This window comes from Blastomonas sp. (assembly GCF_030373265.1).
In the GTDB taxonomy this organism is placed as follows: domain Bacteria; phylum Pseudomonadota; class Alphaproteobacteria; order Sphingomonadales; family Sphingomonadaceae; genus Blastomonas.
This window is the reverse complement of the sequence record NZ_JAUCZC010000005.1, coordinates 120,809-145,901: the sequence shown is the minus strand read 5'-3', so window position 1 is coordinate 145,901 and position 25,093 is coordinate 120,809. Positions and strand designations below refer to the sequence as shown.

Sequence of the window (25,093 nt, the reverse complement as noted above, 5' to 3'; positions counted from 1 at the left end):
TGCGATCAGCTCCAGCTCTTCAGGCGCTTTTCGAGCACTCCCATCAAGCGCGCCGGCGCGCCTTCCAGCTGACGTCCGAGCCGGTGGATCAGGCTGACCGTGCTGTGCTCGATCGCGTCATCGAGCAATGGGCGCGCCACCAGGCTGCCATCGTCCAACTCGGCCAGCGCGGAGATTTGCGGCAGCACTGTAAGCGCGCGCCCGGCCTTGGCGATCTCGCGCATCATCTGGATCGAAGTCGTGACAAGCCGCGGCTCGAGCCACACCTGCGCGCGCTTTTCGGCGTGGTTGAGCGTGCTGCGGATGCGGAACCCCTGTGGCGGCAGGCACAGATCGAATCGGCTGAGATCCGCAATGGTCAACGCCTCCATCGCCGCAGCCGGATGGTTGGGCGCGCACAGCACCATCAACGGCTGCTCCACCGTCGTCCGCGTGCGGATCTTTGGCTCGCTGGTGGTGTGCAGAATCATGCCGATATGCGCCTCGTCGTCGAGCACCATGCGGATGATGTCGGAGCTCGGGCAGCTCGTCACGGTGATCGATATCCCCGGGTTGCGCCGCTGAAAGCTCTCGATCAGCGCGGTAAACGACGGTCCGAAAAACCCCTCGCCGATCGCCAGGTCGATCCGCCCCGACTTGACCTCGCGCAGCTCTTGAATGCGGTTGAGCAATGCCTCGCGATCGGCCATCTGGTTCTTGTGATAGTCAAACGCCAGTTGTCCCGCCTCGGTCAGCCTGATCGAACGCCGACCGCGCTCGATCAGCGCGATCCCCATCTCGCTTTCCAGCTGCGCGATCTGGCGGCTGATCGATGATGTCGCAACGCCGATCTTGTCGCTCGCCAGCCGCATCGATCCGAGGTTTGCCGCTTCATAAAAATAGTGCAGCGCATTGTCCCACATTCCGGAAGCTCCCCATGAACCGTTGCGAATCTGAAATCCTAAATGCCACTCGTTGCGGTAAACGCAACCAATTTCGCCTTTTGATGTCCTTGCCGCTAAGGCAGCTTGGCCTATCGGGATGCTATGCTGTACATCCTGATCAGGGGGAGCCGAATTGATGACCAAGAGATCGCGCGCCGATTGGCAGGGATATATCCCGGCGATCACCACGCCGTTCGATGCCGATCGCAATCTCGATCTGCCGGCGCTGGGCAAGCTGCTCGAATGGCTCCACTCCGAAGGGATGCACGGCTTGCTGGTGGCGGGGACGACCGGCGAGTGGCCCAGCATGTCGCCACAAGAATGCAAGATGCTGTTTTCGGCGGCAGGCGACCAGCTGAGCGGCAAGCTGCCGTTGCTCGCCGGGTGCACCGCCTTTACCGCAGATCGGGTGCTTGAGCTGGCCAATCACGCAGCGCAAAGCGGCTTTGACGGGATCGTGGTGACGCCGCCGCCGTATTACCGACCGCTGCCAGACGAGATCTTCGGTTTCTATCGCGACATTTCGGACAGAACGCCGCTTCCCATCTGCGTCTACAACTGGCCGCCCGGTACGGGTATCGACATGCCGCTCGACCTGCTGCGGCGCATCGCCGCGCTCGACAATGTTGTCGCGATCAAGCAGTCGACCAGCGACCTGCGCAAATTCCTCGACACCTTCTTCGCGCTCAAGGATGACATCCGCATCTTCGGCCACACTATGGACGAGCATGGGCTTGCACTGCTCGAAGCGCGTGGCGGCGACGGCACCATGGGTGCCGGCGGCGTGCTGGGACGGATCCATGCCGATTTCTACAATCACCTGTGGGCTGGCAACATCGCTGCTGCCCGGGAATGCGGCGCGAAGGACCGGATGATCCTGGATGCCTGGTACACGCCTGAGCTGGTAGGGCGGTTCGGGTCAGGGCCTGCCATCCTCAAGGCCGCGCTCAATGTGCAAGGGCTTCCCGGCGGTTATGTGCGTCCGCCGCTGCTCGATGTGTGCGCGGAGGATGTCGAACGAATCCGGGAGACATTGGCCTCGCTCGGGCGCATCTAGGATCGATGGAACGGGCGGACGTAGCGATCATCGGTGGAGGTCTGGTCGGCTGTGCGACCGCCTGGCGGCTGGCCCGCAAAGGTGCCTCGGTGGTGTTGATCGAAGCCGGTGATATCAACGCCGGCGCTTCCGGGCAGAATGCCGGATCGCTGCATTTCCAGATTGAACGCCGCTTTCTTGAAAACGGCGATGCGCTCGCCGAACAGGGCGCTCAGATCGTTGCCCTCAGCCGCCACGCCGTCATCGACTGGCGCACGATCGAGCGCGAACTGGAGACCGACCTGCATGTCGCGATGCACGGCGGGCTGATGGTCGCCGAAACCGCCGAGCAAGTGGCGTTGCTCGAGGCCAAGGCCGCGCGCGAAAGCCGCGAGGGCCTGACGGTGCGGACGCTGGATGGCGATGAGGCTCGCGCCATGGCGCCTTATCTATCGTCCGGCATCCTGGCGGCGAACTTTTCCGCCGACGAGGGCCATGCCGATCCGCGTGCGATCACCCCAGCGCTGGCCGAGGCGGCGCGAGGCGAAGGGGCGCAGGTCCGAACGGGCACCCACGTCAGGGCCATCACGCGCGAAAATGGGCGGTTCGTGATCCGGGGCAACGGGCTCGCCCTGTCCGCCGATCAGCTGCTGGTTGCAGCAGGCGCATGGAGCGCGGACGTCTGTGCGCTGATCAACATCCATATGCCGATCTATCCGGTGGCCCTGCTGATGAACGCCACCGAGCGCGCCCCGCCGATCATCCCGCATCTGGTGCAGCATGTCGGCCGCAGGCTTTCGCTCAAACAGACGCACGCGGGCAATCTGCTGATCGGCGGCGGATGGCCATCGCGGCTCGCCCAGACGCTGCACGGCGGTTTCGACCTTTCGGCCAAGGCGCAGATGATCCCCGAATCGCTGACCGGCAACCTTCTGGCGGCACGCGATGTGGTGCCGGGCGTCACGCGGCTCAACCTGATCCGCAGCTGGACCGGGGTCACCGCCATCACGTCGGACCAGCTGCCGATCGTCGGGCCGGTCCCGCGCATGCCCGGGCTCTGGGTCGCTGCCGGCGGGTCGGCATTCACGCTAGGCCTGACCTTCGCTCGGTTGATGGCCGATGCGATGACCGGCGACGAGGCCGACGAGCTGTCGCTGCTGTCTCCGGCGCGGTTCGAGCATTTGAACGGATTCATGGGATGAGCGCAGACCGGATTACCCAGGACGTCGAGCGCGGCGAGCCGATCACGATCGTTATCGACGGACAGCAGGTCGCGTGCTTTGCGGGTGAGACAATCGCGACCGCGATGCTGGCGGCGGGGCTCGACGCGTTCCGCACAGACCAGCGCGGCAAGCCTCGCGGGCTGCTGTGCAATATGGGCAGCTGCTACGAATGCCTCGTGACCGACATCGCCACCGGCCGCCGGATACGGGCCTGCCTTGCCCCGGCTGCAGACGGCATGGAGGTCTCCACCCGTGGCTGACCGGATCGAATGCGATGTCGCGATCATCGGCGGGGGTCCTGCCGGCCAGGCCGCCGCGCTGGCGCTGTCGGGCCACGGCCTTTCGATCGTCGTCATCGACGAGCAACCCCGGCCCGGCGGACAGATTCTGCGCCAGCCCCCTGCCCGGTTTGCTGTGCGTGGCTGGCTGGAGGAGCGCAGCTACCGGCCGCTCAAGCAGTTGCTCGGTCGGTTTCAGGCGCTGGATGATATCCACTGGCTGGGCAGTCATTCGGTGATCGGTTTGCAGCGCGGATCGGTGATGGCGATGGGGCCGGAGGGTGTCACGACCGTCACCGCCCGGCATATTCTGATCGCTGCGGGTTGCCATGACCTTGCGGTGCCGCTGCCGGGCTGGACGCTGCCGGGCGTCTATGCCGCAGGCGGCATTCAGGCGTTCATCAAGGGGCAACAGCTGCTGGTCGGCAACCGGATCCTGGTCGCCGGCACCCATCCGCTTCAACTGATCATCGCCGCGCAGATCGTCGCTGCGGGGGGATCGGTTGCTGCGGTGCTGTTCGCGCAGCCGCGCAGCGCCATGGTCGCAGCGCTTGCCCGGCACCCGCTGGCGGCGCTGCGCCGCGTGCCCGACCTGCTGGCGACTGCCGCAGCTCTGAGAGCGCTGGCCCGGGCGGGGACGCCGATCCACTTCGGCACATCACTCGAGGCGCTGATCGGCACGGACCGCGTTTCGGCTGCACAGACCAGCGCCGGGACGATCAACTGCGATGCGGTGGGGCTATGCTATGGCTTCGTGCCCCAGTCGGCGCTGCCGCGCATGGCGGGCGCGCAGATGCGGCCTTCGGGTCCGGCGGGCGGCTGGGCCTGTGGACACGACGATTTCATGCGCACATCGGTGCCGGGTGTATCCGCTGCGGGCGAGACAACCGGTGTCGCCGGGGCTGCTGCCGCAGCGGCAGGCGGAGCCCTGGCCGGGATCGGCATCGCCCTCGATCTTGGTCTTATCTCCCTCGAGGCTGCCGAACATGCGGCACGAACGCCTCGGCGCGACCTCGCCCAGCATCGCGCCTTTGCCGCGCTGCTTGATGCCGTCGCCGATCCCAGAGCCTATTTCCCCGCACCGTCTGCCGACACCATCATCTGCCGCTGCGAGGATGTCGAACAGGCCACGATTGCCGCCGAACTCCCCGTGTGCCAGTCGGCGAATGCTGTCAAGCTTGCCACCCGGTGCGGCATGGGCGCGTGCCAGGGCCGCAACTGCGAACCCAGCCTGTTGCGGATGATGGCAAAGGCGGGCAACGTCCCCGAAACCGGCTTCACGCCACGCTTTCCGGCCCGCCCGGTGTCGATTGCCGATCTTCTGCCGCCGCAATGATCGCGGACTATCATTGCGCTTCAAGCAACGATGTCTTTACATTCATTGCATTGCAGGCCCGCACCCTGCCCCGCAATATGGGCCATCGTATTTAGAGGAACTCCTGCATGACATCGGCACCGGACAAACCCGTATTCCTCTCGGTCGACCATATCTCGTGGACCGTGCCCGATCTCGAGGCAGCGGTGGCGTTCTATTGCAACGTGATCGGCGCCGAAGAGCTTTTCCGCATGGGCCCGCTCGATGCCGCCGACATGCCGGTCGACGATCAGGGACGGGACTGGATGGAAACCCATGTCGGGGTCCCCGGTGCGCGGATGACATTGGTGATGATGAAGCTCACCGACAACATGAACTTCCAGCTTGTCCAGTATGACAAGCCTGACGACCGCCGGTCCGATCTGCCGCGCAACTGCGATCGTGGTGGCCATCACCTCGGGCTCAAAGTCGACGACGTCGACAAGGCGCTCGCCTATCTCACCGCGCATGGGTGCACCCCGCTAGAGATTATCCACATCGATGCCGGTCCGCTGGCAGGCAAAAAGAATGTCTACGTGCTCGATCCGTTCGGGCACCAGCTTGAAATCGTCGACTGACACCCGCACCGAAGGAACACGGCATGACCAACACCAAGATCAACCCCGCCGGAATGTACGATGCGGTCGGCTATGGCTTTTCGCACGCCGCGCTGCACGAAGGCGGACGCATGCTTCAACTGGCCGGACAGGTCGCGTGGGACAAGGACTGCAATGTCGTCGGCGGGGATGATCTCGCCGCACAGACCCGCCAGGCGCTGGCGAACCTCAAGCAGGTGCTGGCCGAGGTCGGGGCCACTCCGGCACACATCGTGCGCCTGCGCACCTATATCGTGGGGCACACGCCCGACAAATTGGGCCCAGTGCTCGGCGAGGTCGGGGCGTTCTACGACGGCGCGACACCGGCGCCCAATACCGTCATCGGGGTCCAGGCTCTGGCGCTGCCCGACTTCCTGATCGAGATCGAGGCGACCGCGGTCATCGACTGACCGCGGCCCCAGCCATTTAACGCGCCCCTCAGCGCATGGTCTTCACTTCGTCATCGAGCCCGGTCATTTCCCAGCGGATCAGGGAGATCGGGATCGATCCGGCGGCGCGGAAGCGGTCGTGGAACGACTTGATGTCGAACGCCTCGCCCTCCTGCATCGCGACATCGGCAAGCAGCTTCTCGAGCTCGATCTTGCCCATATAATACCCGATACCATAGCCGGGCTGGCGCAGGTAAAGCTCGATATCGAACTGGGCCACGGCATCGCCCGGCTTCATCCATTTGGGCGTCCGCGCGATCAAGGATTCGTTGGCCTGCTGCCAGGTCCATTCATTGGCCTGCATCCGGATTTCTGGAACCACCCGCGCCGCGCGTTTGGCCCCCAAGATATAGTCGATCTCGCGCGTCTTGGGGCGGTCCTCCAGCATGCCGGCCTGCAGGATCATCTCCTCCAGATAGAACGCCCAGCCCTCGTTGCGCAGGCCGTTGACGAAGAACAGCCGCGGCTTGCCGCGCACCGGCCGTGTGTCGCGCGCAGCCTGCAGCGAATCGAACATATGCCCGGGCAGATTGTGGGCACGCAGCGGAAGTCCGTCGCGGAACTCCGCTTCGAAGAAGAAATGAAGCTTGAGCGGGGGGTCGAACAGACCTGGCTTGGACGGATCGCGGTCGAACGGAAACTGATAGGGCCCCTCCTCAGGATCGTGCTCGACATAATCGGGAATGGTCACCCAATCACCGTCCCGCAGCAGCTTGAGCAGGTGCTCGTCCTCTGCCTTGCGCTTGGCATCGAACTGCGCGCGTGTGGTGACCGGTTCGGGCATCGCGATCGCACGGTTGCGATGTTCCTCGATCTTCAGGAACGTCACCTGCCGCTGATATTCGCGCTCACCGATCGTCTCGACCTCTTCAGGGGTATAGGGCAGCAGCAGCACGTTTTTCAGATACCAGGCGTAGTTGTCCTTTCCGACACCGCCATGCGCTGGCAGGCCGGCTTCGATCGATTCCAGCCAAGACTTGAACTCGGCCGCGGCCGCCTGGGCGCGCTTTGCGGGCTCCGCCAGTTCGGGCTGCAGCTTGGCGGCGGACGCCGCCAGCTCGCCGAACACATTGACCTCGACCTGTTTCTGCACGATCGCCAGCCTGGCCAGATCGCCACGCGCGTCCGTCAGGTTCTCGCGGGCCTGACGCAGCGCACCGGGGACCGCGTCTAGCTTCGCTCGCAAAGCGATGGCCTTGTCCGCATCGATCGGCAGGCTTGGGATGCCGAATGCACCATGCATCTTGGGGCCGAACCCCAGATTGGTCGTGCTATAGAATGCCGGGTCGCGCTTCCACGGCTGCATTACGCGGTGCTGAAACTCGAGCCCGCGCATTTCGGCAAGAACCACCATGTAATCGACGCGCTGGCTGATCGGCCAGCGGCTGTCGTCAATGGCGGCCAGCCGCGTCTGAAACGCACGCAACCCCTCATACTGCCGCGCCATCGCTGCTGGGGAGTAATCGGGCAGGCCGTCCAGCATGTCCGGAGCGACGAACGCGCGGAACTCGTCATACAGCGCAACCAGATCGGCATGGCTTACAGTCGCAGCTTCGGCTTGCGCCGCGGCTGGAATGGCGCACGCCCCTGCAACCATCGGCAGAGCCAGCAAGCCGGCCATCACACGCATCTTGAAGTTCATGATCATTCTCCCTGTCGTGACGGCCTGCTCGATTGTGGCCCGCTATAGTGCGTTGAAGAAACGGCTCAGCCGCTCCATCGCCTCGGTCACCCGGGCTTCGGATTCCGATCCGAAACAGACGCGCAAGTGGCCTTCGCCGGCGGGGCCGTAAAAGCTTCCCGCCTCGACGACCACGTGCGCCTCTTTGAGGATCGCCATCGCAATGTCCTGCGAACTGCGGCCGGTGCCGGTGATGTCGGGGAAGGCATAGATTGTCGCTTCGGGCGCCGAGCAAGTCACGCCCGGCATCTGGTTCAGCGCCTGGACGACGATGTCGCGCTTGCGCCGGTCGGCCTCGACCATCGCCAGCATCGCGTCCTGAGGCCCTTCGACCGCAGCGCGCGCGCCTTCCTGCACGAAAACGTTGACATGGGTCACATCTGTCATCGCGATGGTCAGGATCGCGGGCATGAGTTTCGCATCGGCAGTGACATAGCCCACCCGCCAGCCGTCCATCGAATAGGCCTTGGTAAAGGCAAAGCAGGTGATCGTCCGCTCGCGCATCCCGGGCAGGCTCGCGATGCTGATATGCTGCGCCTGATCGTAGGTGATGTATTCGTACACCTCATCCGACAGCACCAGCAGGTCGTGCTCGATCGCCAGATCGGCGATGTTCTGCAGCTCCTCGCGGGTATAGACCCGGCCCGTCGGATTGGCGGGATTGATCAGCACGATCATCCGGGTGCGGTCGGTGATCTTTTCGGCGATCCTCTCTTTCGAGATCGCGAAGTTGTTGGCCTTGTCGAGCCCTGCGATCACCACCTTGCCGCCCGCAAGTTCGGTCTTGCCGATATGCTGCGGGTAATAGGGATCGAGCAGGATGACCTCATCGCCCGGATCGATCGCCGCCATGAACGCCGCGAACGAAGCGTGGGTCAGCCCGTTGGTGACCAGCACCTCGTCGACGCCGTAATCCAGCTTGTTGAAGTCGCGCAGTTTTTTGACCAGCGCCTGCCGGAAGGACAGCGTTCCGCGAAAATCCCCGTAATGCACGATGCCCGCATCCAGCGCGGCCTTGGTGGCCTGCTTGATGTGCTCGGGCGTGTCCGCATGCGGCCGTCCGAACTCGAGATGGATCAGATCGACCCCCTGCGCATCGAGCTTCGACGCCTCGTCATACATGCCGAAGCTTTTCTTGGATCCCGACGAAAGACGTTGCGCTGGCCACTTCATATTCAAATCTCCGGTGATTCCCATACACGTGAATAATTGCGTGATATACGATATTTCAAGCTTAAAGTTTTAAGCTTGAAACGATTTCCGGTGCGATCTAGCATATGGTCCATCGAGTCTCGGCACGAAGAGGGATACGCAATGAAGATCGGATGCGTCGGCGGAGGTCCAGCGGGCCTGTATTTCGCGATATCGATGAAACTGCACAATCCCGATCACGTTGTCGACGTGTACGAACGCAACCGGCCCGACGACACGTTCGGCTGGGGCGTGGTCTTCTCGGACCAGACGGTCGACAATCTGATGGCCAACGATCCGGTGAGCGGCGCAACGATCCGCGACGAATTCACCCATTGGGACGATATCGACGTGCATATCCACGGCGAATGCATCCGGTCGAGCGGGCATGGTTTTATCGGCATCGGCCGCAAGCGCCTTCTCGCCATCCTGCAAGACCGCGCCCGCGAACTCGGCATCGGGCTGCATTTCGAGCATGAAGCGAGTACCGACCCTGCCGACTGGGCTGAGTTCGATCTGGTGATCGCGGCCGATGGCGCCAACAGCCGCATCCGGACCGCACATGTCGAGCGGTTCGACGTCGACATTCAGGTCAAGAAGAACAAGTTTTTCTGGTTCGGCACCGCCAAGCAGTTCGATGCCTTTACCTTCGCGTTCGAACCAACCGAGGCGGGCTGGGTATGGGCCCACGCCTATCGTTTCGACGACCAGCTTTCGACCTTCATCGTCGAGATGGCCCCCGAGACCTGGGCTGGCCTGGGCCTCGATACGATGGACCAGCCCGAGGCGATCGCGCTGTGCGAGAAGCTGTTCGCGAAATACCTCGACGGCAATGCGCTGATGTCGAACGCCACCCATCTGCCCGGGCCGCAGGCGTGGCTGAACTTCCGCCGGATCATCACCGGCCAGTGGTCGTACGACAAGTTCATCCTGCTGGGCGACGCGGCGCACACCGCGCATTTCTCGATCGGGTCGGGCACCAAGCTGGCGCTGGAAGACGCGATCAAGCTGGCCGAGGTGCTCAACCGACCGGGCCTGTCGCGCGAGGACGCGCTGGCCGAGTATCAGGCCGAGCGCAGCATCGAGGTCTTGAAGCTGCAGAACAGCGCGCGCAATTCCACCGAATGGTTCGAGACGCTCGACCGCTATCTGCCGTTCGCACCGATCCAGTTTGCCTATTCGCTGCTCACCCGCTCGCAGCGCGTCAGCCATGAGAATCTGCGGTTGCGCGATCCGGCATGGCTGGAGGGTGTCGAACGCTGGTTCCAGGCGCAGGCCCCGGGTGGGCGCGACACCGGCGCGCCGCCGATGTTCGCGCCGTTCAGGCTGCGTGCGCTGGAACTCGCCAACCGCATCGTCGTCTCTCCGATGGCGATGTACAGCGCCACCGACGGCACGCCCGGCGATTTCCACTTCGTGCATTACGGCACCCGCGCGCAGGGCGGCGCCGGGCTGGTCTATACCGAGATGACCTGCGTCTCGCCTGAAGGCCGGATCACGCCGGGCTGCCCGGGCATGTATGCGCCCGAGCATGTTGCGGGATGGCAGCGGATCACCGATTTCGTTCACCAGAACAGCAAGGCTAAGATGTGCCTGCAGCTTGGTCATTCGGGCGCCAAGGGTTCGACCAAGCTGGGCTGGGAGGGAATGGATGAACCGCTCGACACGGGCAACTGGCCGCTGATCGCGGCATCCGACGTTCCCTGGAGCGCCGCCAACCAGACCCCGCGCCCGATGACCCGCGCTGACATGGACATGGTCCGCGACCAGTTTGTCGCCGCGACCCAGATGGCGATCGAGGCCGGGTTCGACATGGTCGAGATGCACGCCGCGCATGGCTATCTGCTCTCGAGCTTCATCACCCCGATGCAGAACCGCCGCACCGACGAATATGGCGGCGGCCTTGAGAACCGGCTGCGCTTCCCGCTCGAGGTGTTCACCGCGATGCGCGCAGCATGGCCTGCGGACAAGCCGATGTCGGTGCGCATCTCGGCGACCGACTGGATGGGCGACCAGGGCGTCACCCCGGAAGAGGCCGTGCTGATCGCCCAGGCCTTCCACGAGGCGGGCGCCGATCTGATCGACGTCTCGGCCGGCCAGACCTGGGCCGATTGCCAGCCGGTCTATGGCCGCATGTTCCAGACCCCGTTCGCCGATCAGGTTCGCAACGAAGCGCGCGTGTCGACCATGGCGGTGGGCAACATCTACGAGACCGATCATGTCAATTCGATCCTGGCAGCCGGGCGTGCAGACCTTGTCGCACTGGGACGCCCGCACATGATCGATCCGATGTGGACGCTGCGCGCGGCAGCGCAGCACGGGTATCGCCAGGTCGCGGTTCCACCCGCCTATCTGAGCGGCATGAGCCAACTCGCGCGCAACATGCAGCGCGCGGCGGAACAGGAAGCGGCATTGAGGGCCTGATATGCGATTGCAGGGACTTCACGCGGTCGTCACCGGGGGCGGATCGGGGATCGGCGCAGCGATTGCACGCGCGCTGGCAGCCGAAGGCGCAGCGCTGACCTTGGTCGGTCGGCGACGCGAGCCGCTGGAGGCCATCGCCGCCAGCCTGCCGGGTGCCTGTGTCGCGCAGGCCGATGTCACCGACCGGTCTGCGGTCGATGCGGCGTTCGCTGCGGCGCGCGCCGCGCACGGGCCGATCGGCATCCTCGTCAACAATGCCGGCATTGCGCCCTCTGCCCCGTTCGCCAAGGTCACCGCCGAAGCCTGGCACGAGACGATGGCGGTCAATCTGGATTCGCTGTTCCATTGCTGCCAGGCGGCGCTGCCCGATCTGCTCGCGGCACCCGCGGGCCGCATCGTCACCGTGGCCTCGACGGCCGGGGTCAAGGGCTATGGCTATACCGCGCCGTATGTCGCCTCGAAGCACGGCGCGATCGGCGTGATGCGCGCGCTCGCGACCGAATTCGCCGCGACCAGCCTCACCGCCAACGCGGTGTGCCCCGGCTTTACCGATACCGATATCGTCGGCGACGCCGTGGCCAACATTCAGGCCAAGACCGGTCGCAGCGCCGACGAAGCGCGCGCGCAGCTCACCCGCTTCAATCCGCAAGGGCGACTGATCGACCCGGCAGAGGTCGCAGACGCGGTGGTGTGGCTGTGCCTGCCCGCCAGCCGCTCGGTGACGGGCCAGGCGATCATGGTCGCCGGTGGAGAAGTGATGTGACAGGCGCGAGCGCGATCCGCGAAAAGCACGACGGCGAGATGGTCGACCGCAGCAACGTGCGGCTGTGGCTGCGGCTGCTGACCTGCACGACGGTGATCGAAAAGCGCCTCAAGCGGCGCTTCGCCGACCAGTACGGCATCACCCTGCCCCGCTTCGATGTCATGGCGGCGCTCGATCGCAACCCCGCCGGGATGACGATGGGGCAGCTTTCGCAGGAGCTGCTGGTGTCGAACGGCAACGTCACCGGGGTCGTCCAGACGCTGGCGCGCGACAATTACATCAGCATCGCCCCCTCGCCCACCGACGGTCGCGCCTCGATCGTGCGGCTGACGCAGCTTGGCCGCGAATGCTTTACCGGCATTGCCGAAGCGCATCACGAGTGGATCGACATGATGCTCGAGGGCCTCACCCGCGACCAGCGCGCCGCGCTGTACGATCTGCTCGGCGCGCTCAAGATTTCGCTGGCCGACGACAAAGGAAAGGAACAGCCATGAACCCCGAAAGCTTTTCGCCGGAGCATTTCAGCTGGCACTTCGACAAGGGCGTCGGGACCGTCACGCTCAACCGGCCCGACCGCAAGAACCCGCTGACCTTCGAAAGCTATGCCGAGCTGCGCGATACCTTTCGCGCGCTGGTCTATGCGACCGACGTCAAGGCGATCATCGTTACCGGCGCGGGCGGCAATTTCTCGTCGGGCGGCGATGTGCACGGAATCATCGGCCCGCTGACCAAGATGGCAATGCCCGAACTGCTCGCCTTCACCCGGATGACCGGCGATCTGGTCAAGGCGATGCGCGCCTGCCCGCAGCCGATCGTCGCGGCGATCGACGGCATCTGCGTCGGCGCAGGCGCGATCATGGCGATGGCATCGGACCTCAGGCTCGCGACGCCTGCCACCAAGACCGCGTTCCTGTTCACCCGGGTGGGCCTGGCAGGCTGCGACATGGGCGCCTGCGCGATCCTGCCGCGGATCATCGGCCAGGGCCGCGCATCGGACCTGCTCTATACCGGGCGGATGATGAGCGCCGAAGAAGGCGAGCGCTGGGGCTTCCACAACCGGCTGGTCGCCTCCGAAGAGCTGATCGATGAGGCGACCAAGCTGGCGCGCTCGATCGCCGCTGGCCCGACCTTTGCGCACGGCATCACCAAAACCCAGCTCGGTATCGAATGGGCGGTGTCGGTTGAAACCGCGATCGAGATGGAAGCACAGGCGCAGGCGATCTGCATGGCGACCAACGACTTCCGCCGCGCCTTCGAGGCCTTTGCCGACAAGCGCACTCCAGAATTTGCAGGTGATTGATGGCCGACCGCAGCTTTCTTGACTGGCCGTTCCTCGACGACAGCCACCGCAGCCTCGGCATCGAGCTCGACGCCTGGTGCGCGGCGAACCTTTCCGATGACCATCCGCACGACATCGACGCCGCCTGCCGCGATCTGGTCGCGGCGCTAGGGGCAGCAGGCTGGCTGCGCTATTGCGTGCCGGCGGCGTTCGGCGGCATCCACGAACAGCTCGACATTCGCTCGCTGGCGCTGATCCGCGAGACGCTGGCGCGCTATTCGGGTCTCGCCGATTTCGCCTTTGCGATGCAGGGCCTGGGATCGGGAACGATCAGCCTGCTGGGCACCGAAGAGCAGAAGCGTAGCTATCTGCCCGAGGTCGCCGCTGGCCGGAGGATCGCTGCCTTTGCGCTGACCGAGCCCGACTCGGGATCCGATGTCGCGGCGATGGAAACGACCGCCGAGCGCACCGCGACCGGCTATGTCGTCAACGGCGCCAAGACCTATATCTCGAACGGCGGCATTGCCGATTATTACGTGCTGTTCGCGCGCACCGGCGAGGCGCCAGGTGCGAAGGGCGTCTCGGCGTTCATCGTCGATGCGGACACTCCGGGGCTGGCAGTGACTGAGCGGATCGAGGTCATCGCACCGCACCCGCTGGCGACGCTGACCTTCACCGACATGGCATTGCCTGCCACCGCCTTGCTCGGCGAATCGGGTCGCGGTTTTGCCGCCGCGATGGCGACGCTCGACATCTTCCGCACCACCGTGGGCGCAGCGGCGCTGGGCTTTGCCCGCCGCGCGCTCGACGAGGCCACCGCGCGCGCCAAGACGCGCAAGCTGGGCGCAGGCACGCTCGCGGACAATGCGATCACCCAGTCCAAGCTCGCCGAGATGGTGCTCGATGTCGATACCTCGGCGCTGCTGATCTATCGCGCGGGCTGGCTGCGCGACGTGATGGGCCAGCGCAACACCCGCGAGGCAGCGCTCGCCAAGCTCCACGCCACCGACAGCGCGCAGCAGGTGATCGACAAGGCGGTGCAGATCTTCGGCGGCATGGGCGTCACCGTCGGTGCACCGGTCGAGGCCTTGTATCGCGAGGTCCGCGCGCTGCGCATCTATGAGGGCGCATCGGAAGTGCAGAAGGTCGTCATCGCGCGCCAGCATCTCGCTCAAAGCGGGTCCTGATGTTCCGCACCTGCCTGCCGCTGCGCTTTGCGCACTGCGACCCTGCGGGCATCGCTTACTATCCGCGGTATTTCGAACTGTGCGACGCGGCGATCGAAGACTGGACCGCCGCCGTGTTGGGCATCGACCGGCGGGAGATGCACATGGTGCTGGGACTCGGTCTGCCGACGGTGACATTGACCGCCGACTTTGCGGTGCCCAGCCGCTTGGGTGACATGCTTGATTTCGCGGTCAGCGTAACCCGGGTCGGGCGCAGCTCGATCGATCTGACGGTCGACATCGACTGCGACGGCGAACGGCGTTTCACCGTCCGTTACACCCAAGTCCTCACCCAACTGGCCGAGGGCAAATCGCACCCCTGGCCGTCTGAATTGCACGAACGACTGATCAAGGAAAGCGCATGACTGCCCATCACACCCTGTTGCCCCCCGGCTGGCCGAGGCCGCGTGGCTATGCCAATGGCGTGGCCGCCACCGGACGCCTCGTCTTTACCGCAGGCGTCGTCGCCTTCGATGCCGAGGAACGGATCGTTGGAGACGATCTGGGGACGCAGTTCCGCCAGGTGCTGGTCAACACCCTGGCCATTCTTGCAGAGGCCGGGGCCAGCCCCGAGCACATCGTGCGGATGACCTGGTATGTCACCAGCCGCGACGAATACATCGCCAGCCTACCTGCGATCGGCGAGGCCTATCGCGAACTGATCGGCCGGAATTTCCCCGCCATGGCAGTCGTCCAGGTCGCAGGCCTGGTCGAGGCCGATGCCCGGGTCGAGATCGAGACCACCGCGGTCGTTCCCCCCGCCAGCGCATAATCCGAAGGACCATTATCATGCAGACGTTCGATTGGGCCGACCCCTTTCTGCTGGACACCCAGCTCGACGAAGACGAGCGGATGATCCGCGACGCCGCACAAGCCTATGCGCAGGGCCGGCTCGCGCCGCGCGCCATCGATGCCTTCGCCAACGAGACCACCGACCCGGAGATCTTCCGCGAAATGGGCGCGCTCGGCCTGCTCGGCCCGACCATCCCGGAGGCCTATGGCGGCGTTGGCGCATCCTATGTCGCTTATGGCCTGGTGGCGCGCGAGGTCGAGCGGGTCGATTCGGGCTATCGCTCGATGATGAGCGTGCAATCCAGCCTGGTGATGTACCCGATCTATGCCTTCGGTTCGGAAGACCAGAAGCTGCGCTATCTGCCCAAGCTCGCAAGCGGTGAGTATATCGGCTGTTTCGGGCTGACCGAGCCCGATGCAGGATCCGACCCCGGCGGCATGCGCACCCGCGCGACCAAGATCGATGGCGGCTACCGCATCAGCGGCGCCAAGACGTGGATCTCCAACGCACCGCTGGCCGATGTCTTCGTGGTGTGGGCCAAGTCCGATGCGCACAATGGCGCCATCCGGGGTTTCGTGCTGGACAAGGGCATGGACGGCCTGTCCGCGCCCAAGATCGAAGGCAAGCTCAGCCTGCGCACCTCGATCACCGGCATGATCCTGATGGATGAGGTCGAGGTTCCGGACGACGCGTTGCTGCCCAATGTCGAGGGCCTCAAGGGGCCGTTCTCGTGCCTCAACCGCGCGCGTTACGGCATCAGCTGGGGCGCGATCGGTGCTGCCGAATTCTGTTTCCACACCGCACGGCAATATGGCCTCGACCGGCACCAGTTCGGCCGCCCGCTTGCAGCGACGCAGTTGTTCCAGAACAAGCTCGCCAACATGGAAACCGACATTGCCCTCGCGCTGCAGGCGTCGTTGCGGGTCGGCCGGTTGATGGATTCAGACCAGTTCGCGCCCGAGATGATCTCGATCGTCAAGCGCAACAATGTCGACAAGGCGCTCGGGATCGCGCGCATGTCGCGCGACATGCTGGGCGGCAACGGCATCAGCGGCGAATATCAGGTGATGCGCCACGCGATGAACCTGGAAACCGTCAACACCTACGAAGGCACGTATGACGTCCACGCGCTGATCCTGGGCCGCGCGATCACGGGCATTCCCGCCTTCTGATCGCGCGCGCCGCCGCGCTTATTTGACCAGCAGGATGCGGCTGGCAGGGGGATAGGCCCACTCCAGCCCGCTCTGCGTCACCACGCCATTGTCCTCGAGCGGGATCTTGATCTTGCGTCCGCCGAACTCGGGCACCGGGGTGTAGAGGAACAGCTCGATCGACAGGAAGTTGCTCGGGCGCAGCGTGTACGTCATCCGCAGCGGATTGAAGTCCGCCATCGACGGGCCCGAGCCGTGCCCCAGATCGCCCACCGAATGGCTGCCGATGACGACATCGGAAACCTTGGGATCGGCGACGGGGTCATCATAGCGCCCCAAGGCGAGCCCCGGCGTCTGCGCAACCTGGCGGTTGACCGCGGCAAGCGCATCGCCTGCGGTCACGCCCGGCCTGACCACATCGAGGATCATCCGCCGGATTTCGAGCGCCTTGTCGAAGGCGCGCTGCACACCAGGAGGCGGCGCATTTTCGCCCGCTTTCAGCACATAGGCCATGCGCTTCATGTCGGTATAGGCGGTGAGGTAGTTCACCCCCCAGTCCATGGTCAGCAGGTCGCCGCGCTGGATGATATGGTCGCCGGACACCGGCCCGCGCGGGCCCGGGCCCAGAACATAGATGCTGGGGATGCCGAAGCTGTTGCCAAGGCCTTCCTTGTGCAACTGTTCCATCATCCACCAGGCAACGTCGCCGGTGGTGGTCTTGCCGGGGGTGATCACCTCGCTCGAGAATGCGCGCTCTGCGATGGTGCGCGAATACTCGCCCGCGCGCGCAAAGGCCGCAATTTCGGAGACGGTATGGCGCCCGCGAAAGTCGGATACCAGCTTTTCAGCCGAAACCAGCCGCGAAGACAGATCGGGACCCAGCACCTCGCGCAGCTTTTCGTGCAGCGAATGGCTCAGCCCATCGGCGGTGCCGATCTCGCTGGCGATGTTGATGCCGATCCGCTTCGGATTGCGCTGTTCAACGAAGGCGCGAAGGTCTGCAGGCGACTGTTTGATATCATAGAGCGGGCACTGGTCGAACGCCGCTCCTCCGACCCCCATCGCAGCCCGTTCGATGCGGCCCGCTCCCCGGTCCGTGAACACATAAAGCCCGACATCGCCGACATAGCCACCGCCAAGCAACGCCGCATTCGGGTCGTCGTGACCCTCGCGCGAAGCCACGATCCACATGTCGATGTCGTTCTCGCGCATCGCTTCGGGGAGAACAAGATCAAGCTTGTCCTTGCGGATCTGGCACAATTGTTCCCAACGCTGCCGCGCTTCTTGCGCATCAGCAGGCGCGCTCGCCGCCATGGCGAGCGACACTGCGAGCAGCGTGCCTATTCCCGAACGCATTTGACGCATGGCAACCTCCCTACCGCCCAACGGACCATAGGCCCGAAGCGCAACTTGTTCCGTCAAATTACATCCAACTTCACGCGATTCTTGTCAATTTCTTAAATCGCTGCAGATTGCCAGGGCTCCGCAGTCTGGACCTGCCTTCCCCTCCGTTGACCGCATTGCCCGCTGCAATCGCTTGACGCACGCGATCCGGACTGTAGCGCGCACGCTGGATTTCCATCGGGACATCCATTCATTTTCAATCCGTCAGCGGCTATAACTCAGTGCAAATACACATGTATTCGGCTAATTCGACCTTCCTACCCGGTCCATGCCGATGGAACCGCTTGATCAATTAAGGCTTTTGATAAACACATGAGCACTAGGTCGAAAACAGCATCGACGCAGCAGGAAGGGGAGAACGTGGAAAATCGCGGCGATTATGACCCGAGCAGTCCAACATTCCGCCTGGAGAACTCGCCATTCTACCTGATGGCGCATGCCGACTTCAAATATCACGAGGATATGGACAAGGTGCTGCACAAGCACGGGGTGTCCAAGCCGATCTATCGCGTGATGACGGTGCTGCGCGAGCACCAGCCCGCAAGTATCGGGACGATTGCCGAGGCGGCCTTGACCAAACGCTCGACCATCAGCCGGATCATCGACCGGATGATCGAACAGGGGCTGGTCTCAACTGAATCGAATCCAGAAGACAACCGGATCACCGAAGTCACTTTGACCGCGGCCGGACAGCAGACATTGCGCAAGTTGACCCCGATCGTCGGGCGGCAGTTTACCCGTGCAATGGCGGGGATCAACAACCGGGACATCGCCCATCTTCTTCGAACGTTGAAGAAGATCAGCGACAATCTTGGCAAACTGCCGATCGAATAAGCATCGGATGATGCGGCGGTGTCGCTTGCACATCCCGACCCCGCCAGCCCGATCGGGTGTTGAAACAGGTGAATTTGCACGTGAATTAATGCGCGAATAGCTTGACGCTCCGTGTGCAGTTTGCTTGGCTGCATCGCGCCCGCCGATCATGGGATAGGGCGCGGATGCGGGAGCCGAGGTGGAACGGACACGCTCACAGGCCGACCTGGGCAACTGGCTTAACCAGGCGATGGCGATGGCCAGATCGGGCCGCCTTGATGACGCCGAGGCTCTGCTTGGCCGTCTACTGGCAATCGCGCCAAACCAGCCCGATGCGCTCCAGCTGATGGGAATGGTCGCGCGGCAGCGTGGAAACCACCGCTTGGCCGCAGACTATTTTCACCAATCGCTGGCCCAGCAGCCCAATCAGCCGCATGTTCTCAACAATCTGGGCAACAGCCTCAAGGATCTCGGCGATCACGGCGCCGCGGCCAATGCCTACCAGCAGGCGCTAGCGCTGATGCCCGATTATGCCGAGGCCCGGATCAATCTGGCGCTGGCGCAGATCGCACTGAACCAGCCGTCCGAGGCAAAGGCAACGCTCGCGCCGCTGACCGCAACCGATGGCGGTTCTGCGCGCGCCTGGGCAGTCCAGGGCCAAGCTTGCGCTGCGATGTCCGACAATCGCGGCGCGATCGACGCATACCGCAGCGCTCTTACCTTGCGCCCCGGTCATGCGCCATGGATGCACAATCTCGCGGTCGCCTTGCGGTTGGCGGGACGTGCCAGCGATGCTTTGCCCCTGTTAAGGGATTGCGAGGCACGATCTCCCGGCGAGGCAGTCATTCCCTATAATCTGGGCCACTGCCTGCAGGATCTGGGGCGGTTTGACGAGGCCGCGGCCGCCTATCGTCGTGCCATTGCGTTGACGCCAGGCGACGCCTCGATCCACGATTCGCTCAGCCGGATGCTGTGGCAACAGGGCGATAGCCAGGGCCATCTCGACAGCTATCGCCAGGCCTTGACGGACAGCCCCAATGATGCGGCCTTGCTGTGCGGCCTGGCCAACCGTCTCACGCTTTGCGGCCATGCCGATCAGGCCGCGGCGCTTCTGGACGGTCCAGCGACCGGCGGAACAGGCGGCGCCGATCTGCGCTGCGAGCAGGGGCGGGCCCTGTGGTCTGCTGGCCGACCGGACGACGCCCTCGCCGCCTTCGCGGCGGCATTGGCATTGGACGCTGACCACGCCCCAGCGCTGCGCGAATCCGCACGCTGTCTGGTGATCTGCGGCGCACTCGACAGTGCCGCTCCGCGCATCGCACGCCTGCTTGCGAACGACCCGACAGACCAGCAGGCGCTGGCGCTGCAGGCCCTGGTCTGGCGGCTCACCGGCGATGTGCGGGCAAGATGGCTGATGGATCCGGCGCTGATCGGGACGCAATTGCTGGTGCCGGACAACGGACAAACCGATACATTCAACCAAGACCTCGATGCCGCGCTGAATGCCTTGCATACAGGTCGGCACCATCCGCTCGAGCAGACGCTGCGCGGCGGCACGCAGACCACGGACGACCTGTTTGCCCGCACCCTGCCAGAGATCGAACCGGTGCGAGAGATGATCGAACGGGCGGTGCGCCGCTACATTCTGGCGCTGCCAGACGACGCCACCCACCCCTTCAGTTCGCGCAAAACCACGGCCTTCGCGTTTTCCGGGTCGTGGTCGGTGCGGCTGAGCGACGGAGGGCACCATACCAACCATATCCATCCCGAAGGCTGGATCAGCGCTGTGTATTATGTTGCCGTTCCCGATGCCGTCGCCGATGGCCACAGCGGCTGGCTCAAGTTCGGCGAGACCGGTATGCATTTGGGCGAGCGCGAACAGATCCTGCAGCAGGTCCGGCCTCAGCCAGGCCTGCTGGTGCTGTTTCCATCCTATTTCTACCACGGCACGGTTCCGTTTGCCGATACGGCGCATCGCACCACCATCGCTTTCGACATCGTTCCGGCAGACTGAAACAGCGTCCGAATATACTTGCATCTGCAAGTTTAATCTTTCACATTCCGCCCAGATCAAGGCCGACCAGTACAAGGGCCAACCAATGCAAGGGCCAACCAATGCAAGGGCCAACCAATGCAAGGGCCAACCAATACAAGGGGATGAGCATGACCACCGAGATTCTTCAGCAGCTCGCAGGCGCGGTCGCATCGGGCGCCATTCGTACGGTCGATCTGACCCAGACGCTGTCGCCTGACACGCCCACCCTTGTCCTCCCGCCCGAGTTCGGTCAGTGCGCGGCCTTCAGCCAGGAGGAGATCTCGCGCTACGACGAACGCGGTGTCGCGTGGTACTGGAACAACTTCACCGTCAGCGAGCACACCGGAACGCATTTCGATGCGCCGGTCCACTGGATCACCGGCAAGGATCTCGCCGACAATGCGGTCGATACCGTACCCCCTGCCGACTTCATCGCGCCTGCCGTGGTGATCGACATCTCGCAGCAGTCCGCTGCCGATCCCGACTATCTGCTCACCGTCGCCGATATCGAGGCCTGGGAGGCTGAGCACGGTCGAATTGCTCCGCGCAGCTGGATCATGCTGCGCACCGATTGGTCCAAGCGCGATGTCGATGCCTATACCAATCGCCGCAAGGATGGCGCGCATACCCCCGGGCCCTCGGCCGAGGCGGTGAAATTTCTCGTCGATGAACGCGATGCGCATGGCCTGGGGGTCGAAACCATTGGCACCGACGCTGGCCAGGCCCATTTGCTCGAGCCTGCCTATCCTGCGCACACATTGTTCCACGCCGCCGGGCGCTATGGCCTGCAATGTCTCGAAAATCTCGATCAGCTGCCTGCGACCGGGGCGGTTATCTTTTCCGCACCGCTCAAGATCAAGGGCGGGTCGGGCAGCCCGTTGCGCGTTCTCGCCCTCGTGGCGGCGTGACGCACCATGGCCGAACGGTCCTTCAAGGCTGAAGTCGAGCGACTGAAGATCGGCGATGGCGAGGCCTTCGAAGGCGAAGGCATCCTGGCTGTCACCAAGGCGCTGCTGCAATCGGGGGTCGCTTATGTCGGGGGCTATCAGGGCTCGCCGATCAGCCATCTGATGGATGTGTTCGCCGATGCGAGCGAGCTGATGGCCGGCCTCGGCGTTCATTTCGAAAGCTCCGCCAGCGAAGCGACCGCCGCCGCCATGCTGGCTGCCTCGGTGAACTACCCCTTGCGCGGCGCGGTCGCGTGGAAATCGGTGGTCGGCACCAATGTCGCCTCCGACGCGCTCTCCAACGTCGCTTCGGGCGGCGTCACGGGTGGTGCGCTGATCATCGTCGGCGAAGATTACGGCGAGGGTTCCTCGATCATGCAGGAGCGCACCCACGCCTTCGCGATGAAATCGCAGATGTGGCTGATCGATCCGCGCCCCAGCCTGCCGCTGCTGGTCGATATGGTCGAGCACGGCTTTGCGCTGTCCGAGGCCTCGAACACGCCGGTGATGCTCGAACTTCGCGTCCGCGCCTGCCATATGACCGGTAGTTTTGTTGCGCGCGACAACCGGCGCCCGCCGCTCACCGTCGCCGAGGCGGCGCAGACGCCGCACCGCGACACCAGCCGGATCGTGCTGCCGCCCGCCAACTTTGCGCACGAAGTCGAGAAGATCGAAAAGCGCTGGCCTGCCGGGATCAAGTATGTTCAGGACCACGGCCTCAACGAGCATTTCGGGACCGCGCAGGACGATATCGGAATCATCGTGCAGGGCGGGCTGTTCAACTCGCTCAACCGCGCGCTCGAGCTAATCGGGCTGTCGGATGCGTATGGCAACGCCGTGCTGCCGGTCTACGTGCTCAACGTCACTTATCCCCTGATCCCGGACGAGGTACAGGCGTTCTGCGCGGGCAAGAGCGCGGTGCTGATCGTCGAGGAAGGCCAGCCCGAGTTCATCGAGCACGAACTCAACACGTTGGTCCGCCGTGCAGACCTCAACACCCGGATTGCGGGCAAGGACATGCTGCCGCGCTCTGGCGAGTACACCGCCGATGTCATCAAGCAGGGTGTCGCAAAGTTCCTGCGGGCACATGCCCCTGACCGGGCGCCGGCGGAAATGCCGGTCCAGCCCCCCGCCCTGCCCCCGACCGCCGTGCCGCAGCGGCCGGCGGGGTTCTGCACCGGGTGCCCCGAGCGCCCGATCTTTTCGGCGATGAAGCTGGTGCAGAAGGATATCGGCGAGCTCCATGTGTCGGCCGATATCGGATGCCACCTGTTCTCGATCCTGCCGCCGTTCCACATCGGCAACACGACGATGGGCTATGGCCTCGGCACCGCGGGCGCATCGGCGTTCAAGCCCGAGGGCAAGCGTGCGGTAGCGATCATGGGCGATGGCGGCTTCTGGCACAACGGCCTGACCTCGGGCATCGGCAACGCGGTGTTCAACCAGGACGACAATCTGACGATCATCGTCGACAACGGCTATTCGGCCGCGACGGGCGGGCAGGACATTCTGTCTTCCAAAGCCACGACACCGCAACGCAAGACCAACAACCCGATCGAAAAGGCGGTGCGCGGCGTGGGCATTACCTGGGCCAAGACCCGCACGCGCACCTATGATGTCGCCGGGATGCGCGATGCGATCCACGACGCGCTGACCTCGCCGGACAAAGGCCCCAAAGTGCTGGTCGCGCAGTCCGAATGCCAGCTCAACCGCCAGCGCCGGATCAAGCCGCAGATCGCCAAGGCGCTCAAATCGGGCCAGCGTGTGGTGCGCGAGCGTTTCGGCGTCGATCCCGACACCTGTACCGGCGACCATAGCTGTATCCGGCTGTCGGGATGTCCGTCGCTCACCATCCGCGCCAACCCGGACCCGCTGCGGCAGGACCCGGTCGCGCATGTCGAGAACAGCTGTGTCGGCTGCGGCGTGTGCGGCGAAGTCAGCCATGCTGCGGTGCTGTGCCCGTCTTTCTACAAGGCGCATGTCATCTCCAACCCCAACCGTGCCGACCGCATCCGCCAGCGCCTGCGCGGCTGGGTGATCAGCGCGCTGCAGCGCCGCTCGGCGCGCAAGATCGCCGCGAGGGCCTTTTGATGAGCACATCCGGACGCATTTCGATCGCGGTGCTCGGGCTCGGCGGCCAAGGCGGCGGCGTGCTCGCCGACTGGATCGTCCAGCTGGGTGCGAACAACGGCTATGTAACCCAAGGCACCTCGGTTCCCGGCGTTGCACAGCGCACCGGCGCCACGGTTTACTATGTCGAGATGATGCCCCGCAGCGAGGCAGCAACGCCGCTGCTCGCGCTGATGCCGGTTCCGGGCGATGTCGACATCGTCGTCGCCTCGGAGCTTATGGAGGCAGGCCGCGCTATCCTGCGCGGCTTCGTTTCAGACAGAACGGTGCTGATCGGATCGACCCACCGCGTCTATGCGATCGACGAGAAATCGGCGATGGGCGACGGCCGCGCCAGCGGCGAGCGGATCATCGCGGCAGCCAAGCAACGCGCGGGCCGGTATATCGGCTTCGACATGGAGGACGCCGCCGAGCGCGCGGGCAGCGTGATCAGTTCGGTGATGTTCGGCGCCTTGTGCGCCAGCGGTGCGCTGCCCTTTGGTCGCGATGCCTTCGAGGCGGCGATCGTCTCGGGCGGCAAGGCGGTGGAAGCCAATCTGCGTGGTTTTGCTGCAGGCCATGCTGCAGCATTGTGCGACTCGGCCACCCCTCTCGATGCGCAGCAAATGCCGACTGCGTCGACCGAGAAGGGACGCGCGCTGCAGGCGCGCATTCAGGCCAACCTGCCGCAGGCGGCACAGTATTTCGCCATTGAGGGCGCACGCCGACTGATGGATTATCAGGACCCGGCCTATGCGGACCTCTATCTTGCCAGGCTGGAAAGCCTGTCCGGCAACGCGGACCTGATCACGGAGGCAGCCCGCTATCTTGCCCTGTGGATGTCTTACGAGGATACGATCCGCGTTGCCGACCTGAAGGTTCGCGAAACCCGCTTCGAGCGGGTGCGCGCAGAAGTGAAGGCCAAGGACGATCAGATCGTCCAGCTCACCGAATATATGCATCCCCGGCTCGAGGAGATCTGCGAAACCCTGCCTGCTGGGATGGGCCGTACGATCCTGGCCAGCCCCCGCCTGTCGGGCTGGCTGGGCGGCATGTTCACCAAGGGACGGCATGTCGAGACGACGAGCCTGCGCTGGTTCCTGATGCTGTCGGTGCTGGCCTCGGGTCGGTGCTGGCGCCGCAGCACGCTGCGCTACCAGACCGAACAGGCGCGCATCGAAGCGTGGCTTGATATCGTGCGCTCGGCCGATCCGGACGTTGCACTCGAACTGGTCAAATGCCAGCGTCTGATCAAGGGCTATGGCGATACCTTCGAGCGCGGGCTGCACAATTTCAACCGGATCATCGAACGCTATCGCTCAGGCGGGCTCAGCGCGTCCGGAATTGCCCGGTTGCGGGAGGCGGCGCTGGCAGATGAAAAGGGCGATGCGCTGCAGGCCGCGCTCGCAGGCTGACGA

The 25,093-nt window shown here is 64.3% G+C and carries 23 protein-coding genes; 19 read left to right on the top strand and 4 right to left on the bottom strand.

Annotation, left to right across the window (positions count from 1 at the left end; all coding sequences use genetic code 11):
- Positions 1-5: 5 nt before the first annotated feature.
- Positions 6-902: a LysR family transcriptional regulator gene (locus QUV11_RS04895; RefSeq protein ID WP_300880845.1), complete on the bottom strand. Its 897-nt coding sequence runs from the start codon at positions 900-902 to the stop codon at positions 6-8.
- Between the two features lie 157 nt (positions 903-1,059).
- Between QUV11_RS04895 and QUV11_RS04890 the strand changes: the two genes are divergently transcribed.
- The 6 genes from QUV11_RS04890 to QUV11_RS04865 all read left to right on the top strand — a co-directional run bounded on the left by QUV11_RS04890 (position 1,060) and on the right by QUV11_RS04865 (position 5,820).
- Entirely contained in the window at positions 1,060-1,980 is a 921-nt protein-coding gene (locus QUV11_RS04890; protein ID WP_300880843.1) for a dihydrodipicolinate synthase family protein, read from the top strand.
- Positions 1,981-1,985: 5 nt separating this feature from the next.
- On the top strand, positions 1,986-3,161 hold the full coding sequence (locus tag QUV11_RS04885; protein ID WP_300880842.1) for an FAD-binding oxidoreductase: 1,176 nt from the start codon (positions 1,986-1,988) through the stop codon (positions 3,159-3,161).
- On the top strand, positions 3,158-3,442 hold the full coding sequence (locus QUV11_RS04880; protein ID WP_300880841.1) for a (2Fe-2S)-binding protein: 285 nt from the start codon (positions 3,158-3,160) through the stop codon (positions 3,440-3,442). The genes QUV11_RS04885 and QUV11_RS04880 overlap by 4 nt, the downstream gene beginning before the upstream one ends.
- Positions 3,435-4,796, top strand: coding sequence for an NAD(P)/FAD-dependent oxidoreductase (locus tag QUV11_RS04875; RefSeq protein WP_300880840.1), 1,362 nt, complete (start codon positions 3,435-3,437; stop codon positions 4,794-4,796). The genes QUV11_RS04880 and QUV11_RS04875 overlap by 8 nt, the downstream gene beginning before the upstream one ends.
- A gap of 107 nt (positions 4,797-4,903) precedes the next feature.
- A complete protein-coding gene (locus QUV11_RS04870) occupies positions 4,904-5,392 on the top strand; it encodes a VOC family protein (RefSeq protein ID WP_300880839.1) in 489 nt (162 codons plus the stop codon).
- A gap of 23 nt (positions 5,393-5,415) precedes the next feature.
- Positions 5,416-5,820: a RidA family protein gene (locus QUV11_RS04865; protein ID WP_300880838.1), complete on the top strand. Its 405-nt coding sequence runs from the start codon at positions 5,416-5,418 to the stop codon at positions 5,818-5,820.
- 28 nt (positions 5,821-5,848) lie between these two features.
- Here QUV11_RS04865 and QUV11_RS04860 read toward each other — a convergent pair whose 3' ends face one another.
- Both QUV11_RS04860 and QUV11_RS04855 read right to left on the bottom strand, forming a co-directional pair.
- Complete coding sequence (locus QUV11_RS04860) at positions 5,849-7,501, bottom strand: DUF885 family protein (RefSeq protein WP_300880837.1); 1,653 nt, start codon at positions 7,499-7,501, stop codon at positions 5,849-5,851.
- A 42-nt stretch (positions 7,502-7,543) separates the two neighbouring features.
- Positions 7,544-8,713 carry a pyridoxal phosphate-dependent aminotransferase gene (locus QUV11_RS04855; protein ID WP_300880836.1) on the bottom strand — a complete coding sequence of 390 codons (1,170 nt, stop codon included), beginning with the start codon at positions 8,711-8,713 and terminating at the stop codon, positions 7,544-7,546.
- 141 nt (positions 8,714-8,854) lie between these two features.
- Between QUV11_RS04855 and QUV11_RS04850 the strand changes: the two genes are divergently transcribed.
- From QUV11_RS04850 to QUV11_RS04815, 8 genes are read left to right on the top strand one after another with little or no spacing between them, the layout of a single operon-like run.
- Complete coding sequence (locus QUV11_RS04850) at positions 8,855-11,155, top strand: bifunctional salicylyl-CoA 5-hydroxylase/oxidoreductase (RefSeq protein WP_300880835.1); 2,301 nt, start codon at positions 8,855-8,857, stop codon at positions 11,153-11,155.
- Between the two features lies 1 nt (position 11,156).
- Positions 11,157-11,918, top strand: a complete 762-nt coding sequence (locus tag QUV11_RS04845) for an SDR family NAD(P)-dependent oxidoreductase (RefSeq protein WP_300880834.1) — start codon at positions 11,157-11,159, stop codon at positions 11,916-11,918.
- Positions 11,915-12,412: a MarR family winged helix-turn-helix transcriptional regulator gene (locus tag QUV11_RS04840; protein WP_300880833.1), complete on the top strand. Its 498-nt coding sequence runs from the start codon at positions 11,915-11,917 to the stop codon at positions 12,410-12,412. Before QUV11_RS04845 ends, QUV11_RS04840 begins: the two co-directional genes overlap by 4 nt.
- Complete coding sequence (locus tag QUV11_RS04835; RefSeq protein WP_300880832.1) at positions 12,409-13,218, top strand: enoyl-CoA hydratase family protein; 810 nt, start codon at positions 12,409-12,411, stop codon at positions 13,216-13,218. The genes QUV11_RS04840 and QUV11_RS04835 overlap by 4 nt, the downstream gene beginning before the upstream one ends.
- Positions 13,218-14,384 carry an acyl-CoA dehydrogenase family protein gene (locus QUV11_RS04830; protein WP_300880831.1) on the top strand — a complete coding sequence of 389 codons (1,167 nt, stop codon included), beginning with the start codon at positions 13,218-13,220 and terminating at the stop codon, positions 14,382-14,384. The genes QUV11_RS04835 and QUV11_RS04830 overlap by 1 nt, the downstream gene beginning before the upstream one ends.
- The gene (locus QUV11_RS04825) at positions 14,384-14,788 is read left to right on the top strand and encodes a thioesterase family protein (protein WP_300880830.1); all 405 of its coding nucleotides are present in this window, start codon (positions 14,384-14,386) and stop codon (positions 14,786-14,788) included. Before QUV11_RS04830 ends, QUV11_RS04825 begins: the two co-directional genes overlap by 1 nt.
- Positions 14,785-15,195 (top strand): RidA family protein, encoded by a 411-nt coding sequence (locus QUV11_RS04820; RefSeq protein ID WP_300880829.1) that lies wholly within the window; start codon positions 14,785-14,787, stop codon positions 15,193-15,195. The genes QUV11_RS04825 and QUV11_RS04820 overlap by 4 nt, the downstream gene beginning before the upstream one ends.
- A 17-nt stretch (positions 15,196-15,212) precedes the next feature.
- On the top strand, positions 15,213-16,388 hold the full coding sequence (locus tag QUV11_RS04815; RefSeq protein ID WP_300880828.1) for an acyl-CoA dehydrogenase: 1,176 nt from the start codon (positions 15,213-15,215) through the stop codon (positions 16,386-16,388).
- A gap of 18 nt (positions 16,389-16,406) precedes the next feature.
- On the opposite strand, the gene QUV11_RS04810 is transcribed toward QUV11_RS04815, so the two are convergent.
- Positions 16,407-17,732, bottom strand: a complete 1,326-nt coding sequence (locus tag QUV11_RS04810; RefSeq protein WP_300880827.1) for a M24 family metallopeptidase — start codon at positions 17,730-17,732, stop codon at positions 16,407-16,409.
- A gap of 399 nt (positions 17,733-18,131) precedes the next feature.
- Between QUV11_RS04810 and QUV11_RS04805 the strand changes: the two genes are divergently transcribed.
- The 5 genes from QUV11_RS04805 to QUV11_RS04785 all read left to right on the top strand — a co-directional run bounded on the left by QUV11_RS04805 (position 18,132) and on the right by QUV11_RS04785 (position 25,090).
- Positions 18,132-18,605 (top strand): MarR family winged helix-turn-helix transcriptional regulator, encoded by a 474-nt coding sequence (locus QUV11_RS04805; protein ID WP_300880826.1) that lies wholly within the window; start codon positions 18,132-18,134, stop codon positions 18,603-18,605.
- A gap of 178 nt (positions 18,606-18,783) precedes the next feature.
- Positions 18,784-20,598: a tetratricopeptide repeat protein gene (locus QUV11_RS04800; protein ID WP_300880825.1), complete on the top strand. Its 1,815-nt coding sequence runs from the start codon at positions 18,784-18,786 to the stop codon at positions 20,596-20,598.
- Between the two features lie 149 nt (positions 20,599-20,747).
- Positions 20,748-21,527 (top strand): cyclase family protein, encoded by a 780-nt coding sequence (locus tag QUV11_RS04795; protein WP_300880824.1) that lies wholly within the window; start codon positions 20,748-20,750, stop codon positions 21,525-21,527.
- 6 nt (positions 21,528-21,533) lie between these two features.
- Positions 21,534-23,657 (top strand): indolepyruvate ferredoxin oxidoreductase subunit alpha, encoded by a 2,124-nt coding sequence (locus QUV11_RS04790; RefSeq protein ID WP_300880823.1) that lies wholly within the window; start codon positions 21,534-21,536, stop codon positions 23,655-23,657.
- Positions 23,657-25,090: an indolepyruvate oxidoreductase subunit beta family protein gene (locus QUV11_RS04785; RefSeq protein WP_300880822.1), complete on the top strand. Its 1,434-nt coding sequence runs from the start codon at positions 23,657-23,659 to the stop codon at positions 25,088-25,090. The genes QUV11_RS04790 and QUV11_RS04785 overlap by 1 nt, the downstream gene beginning before the upstream one ends.
- Positions 25,091-25,093 lie beyond the last annotated feature (3 nt).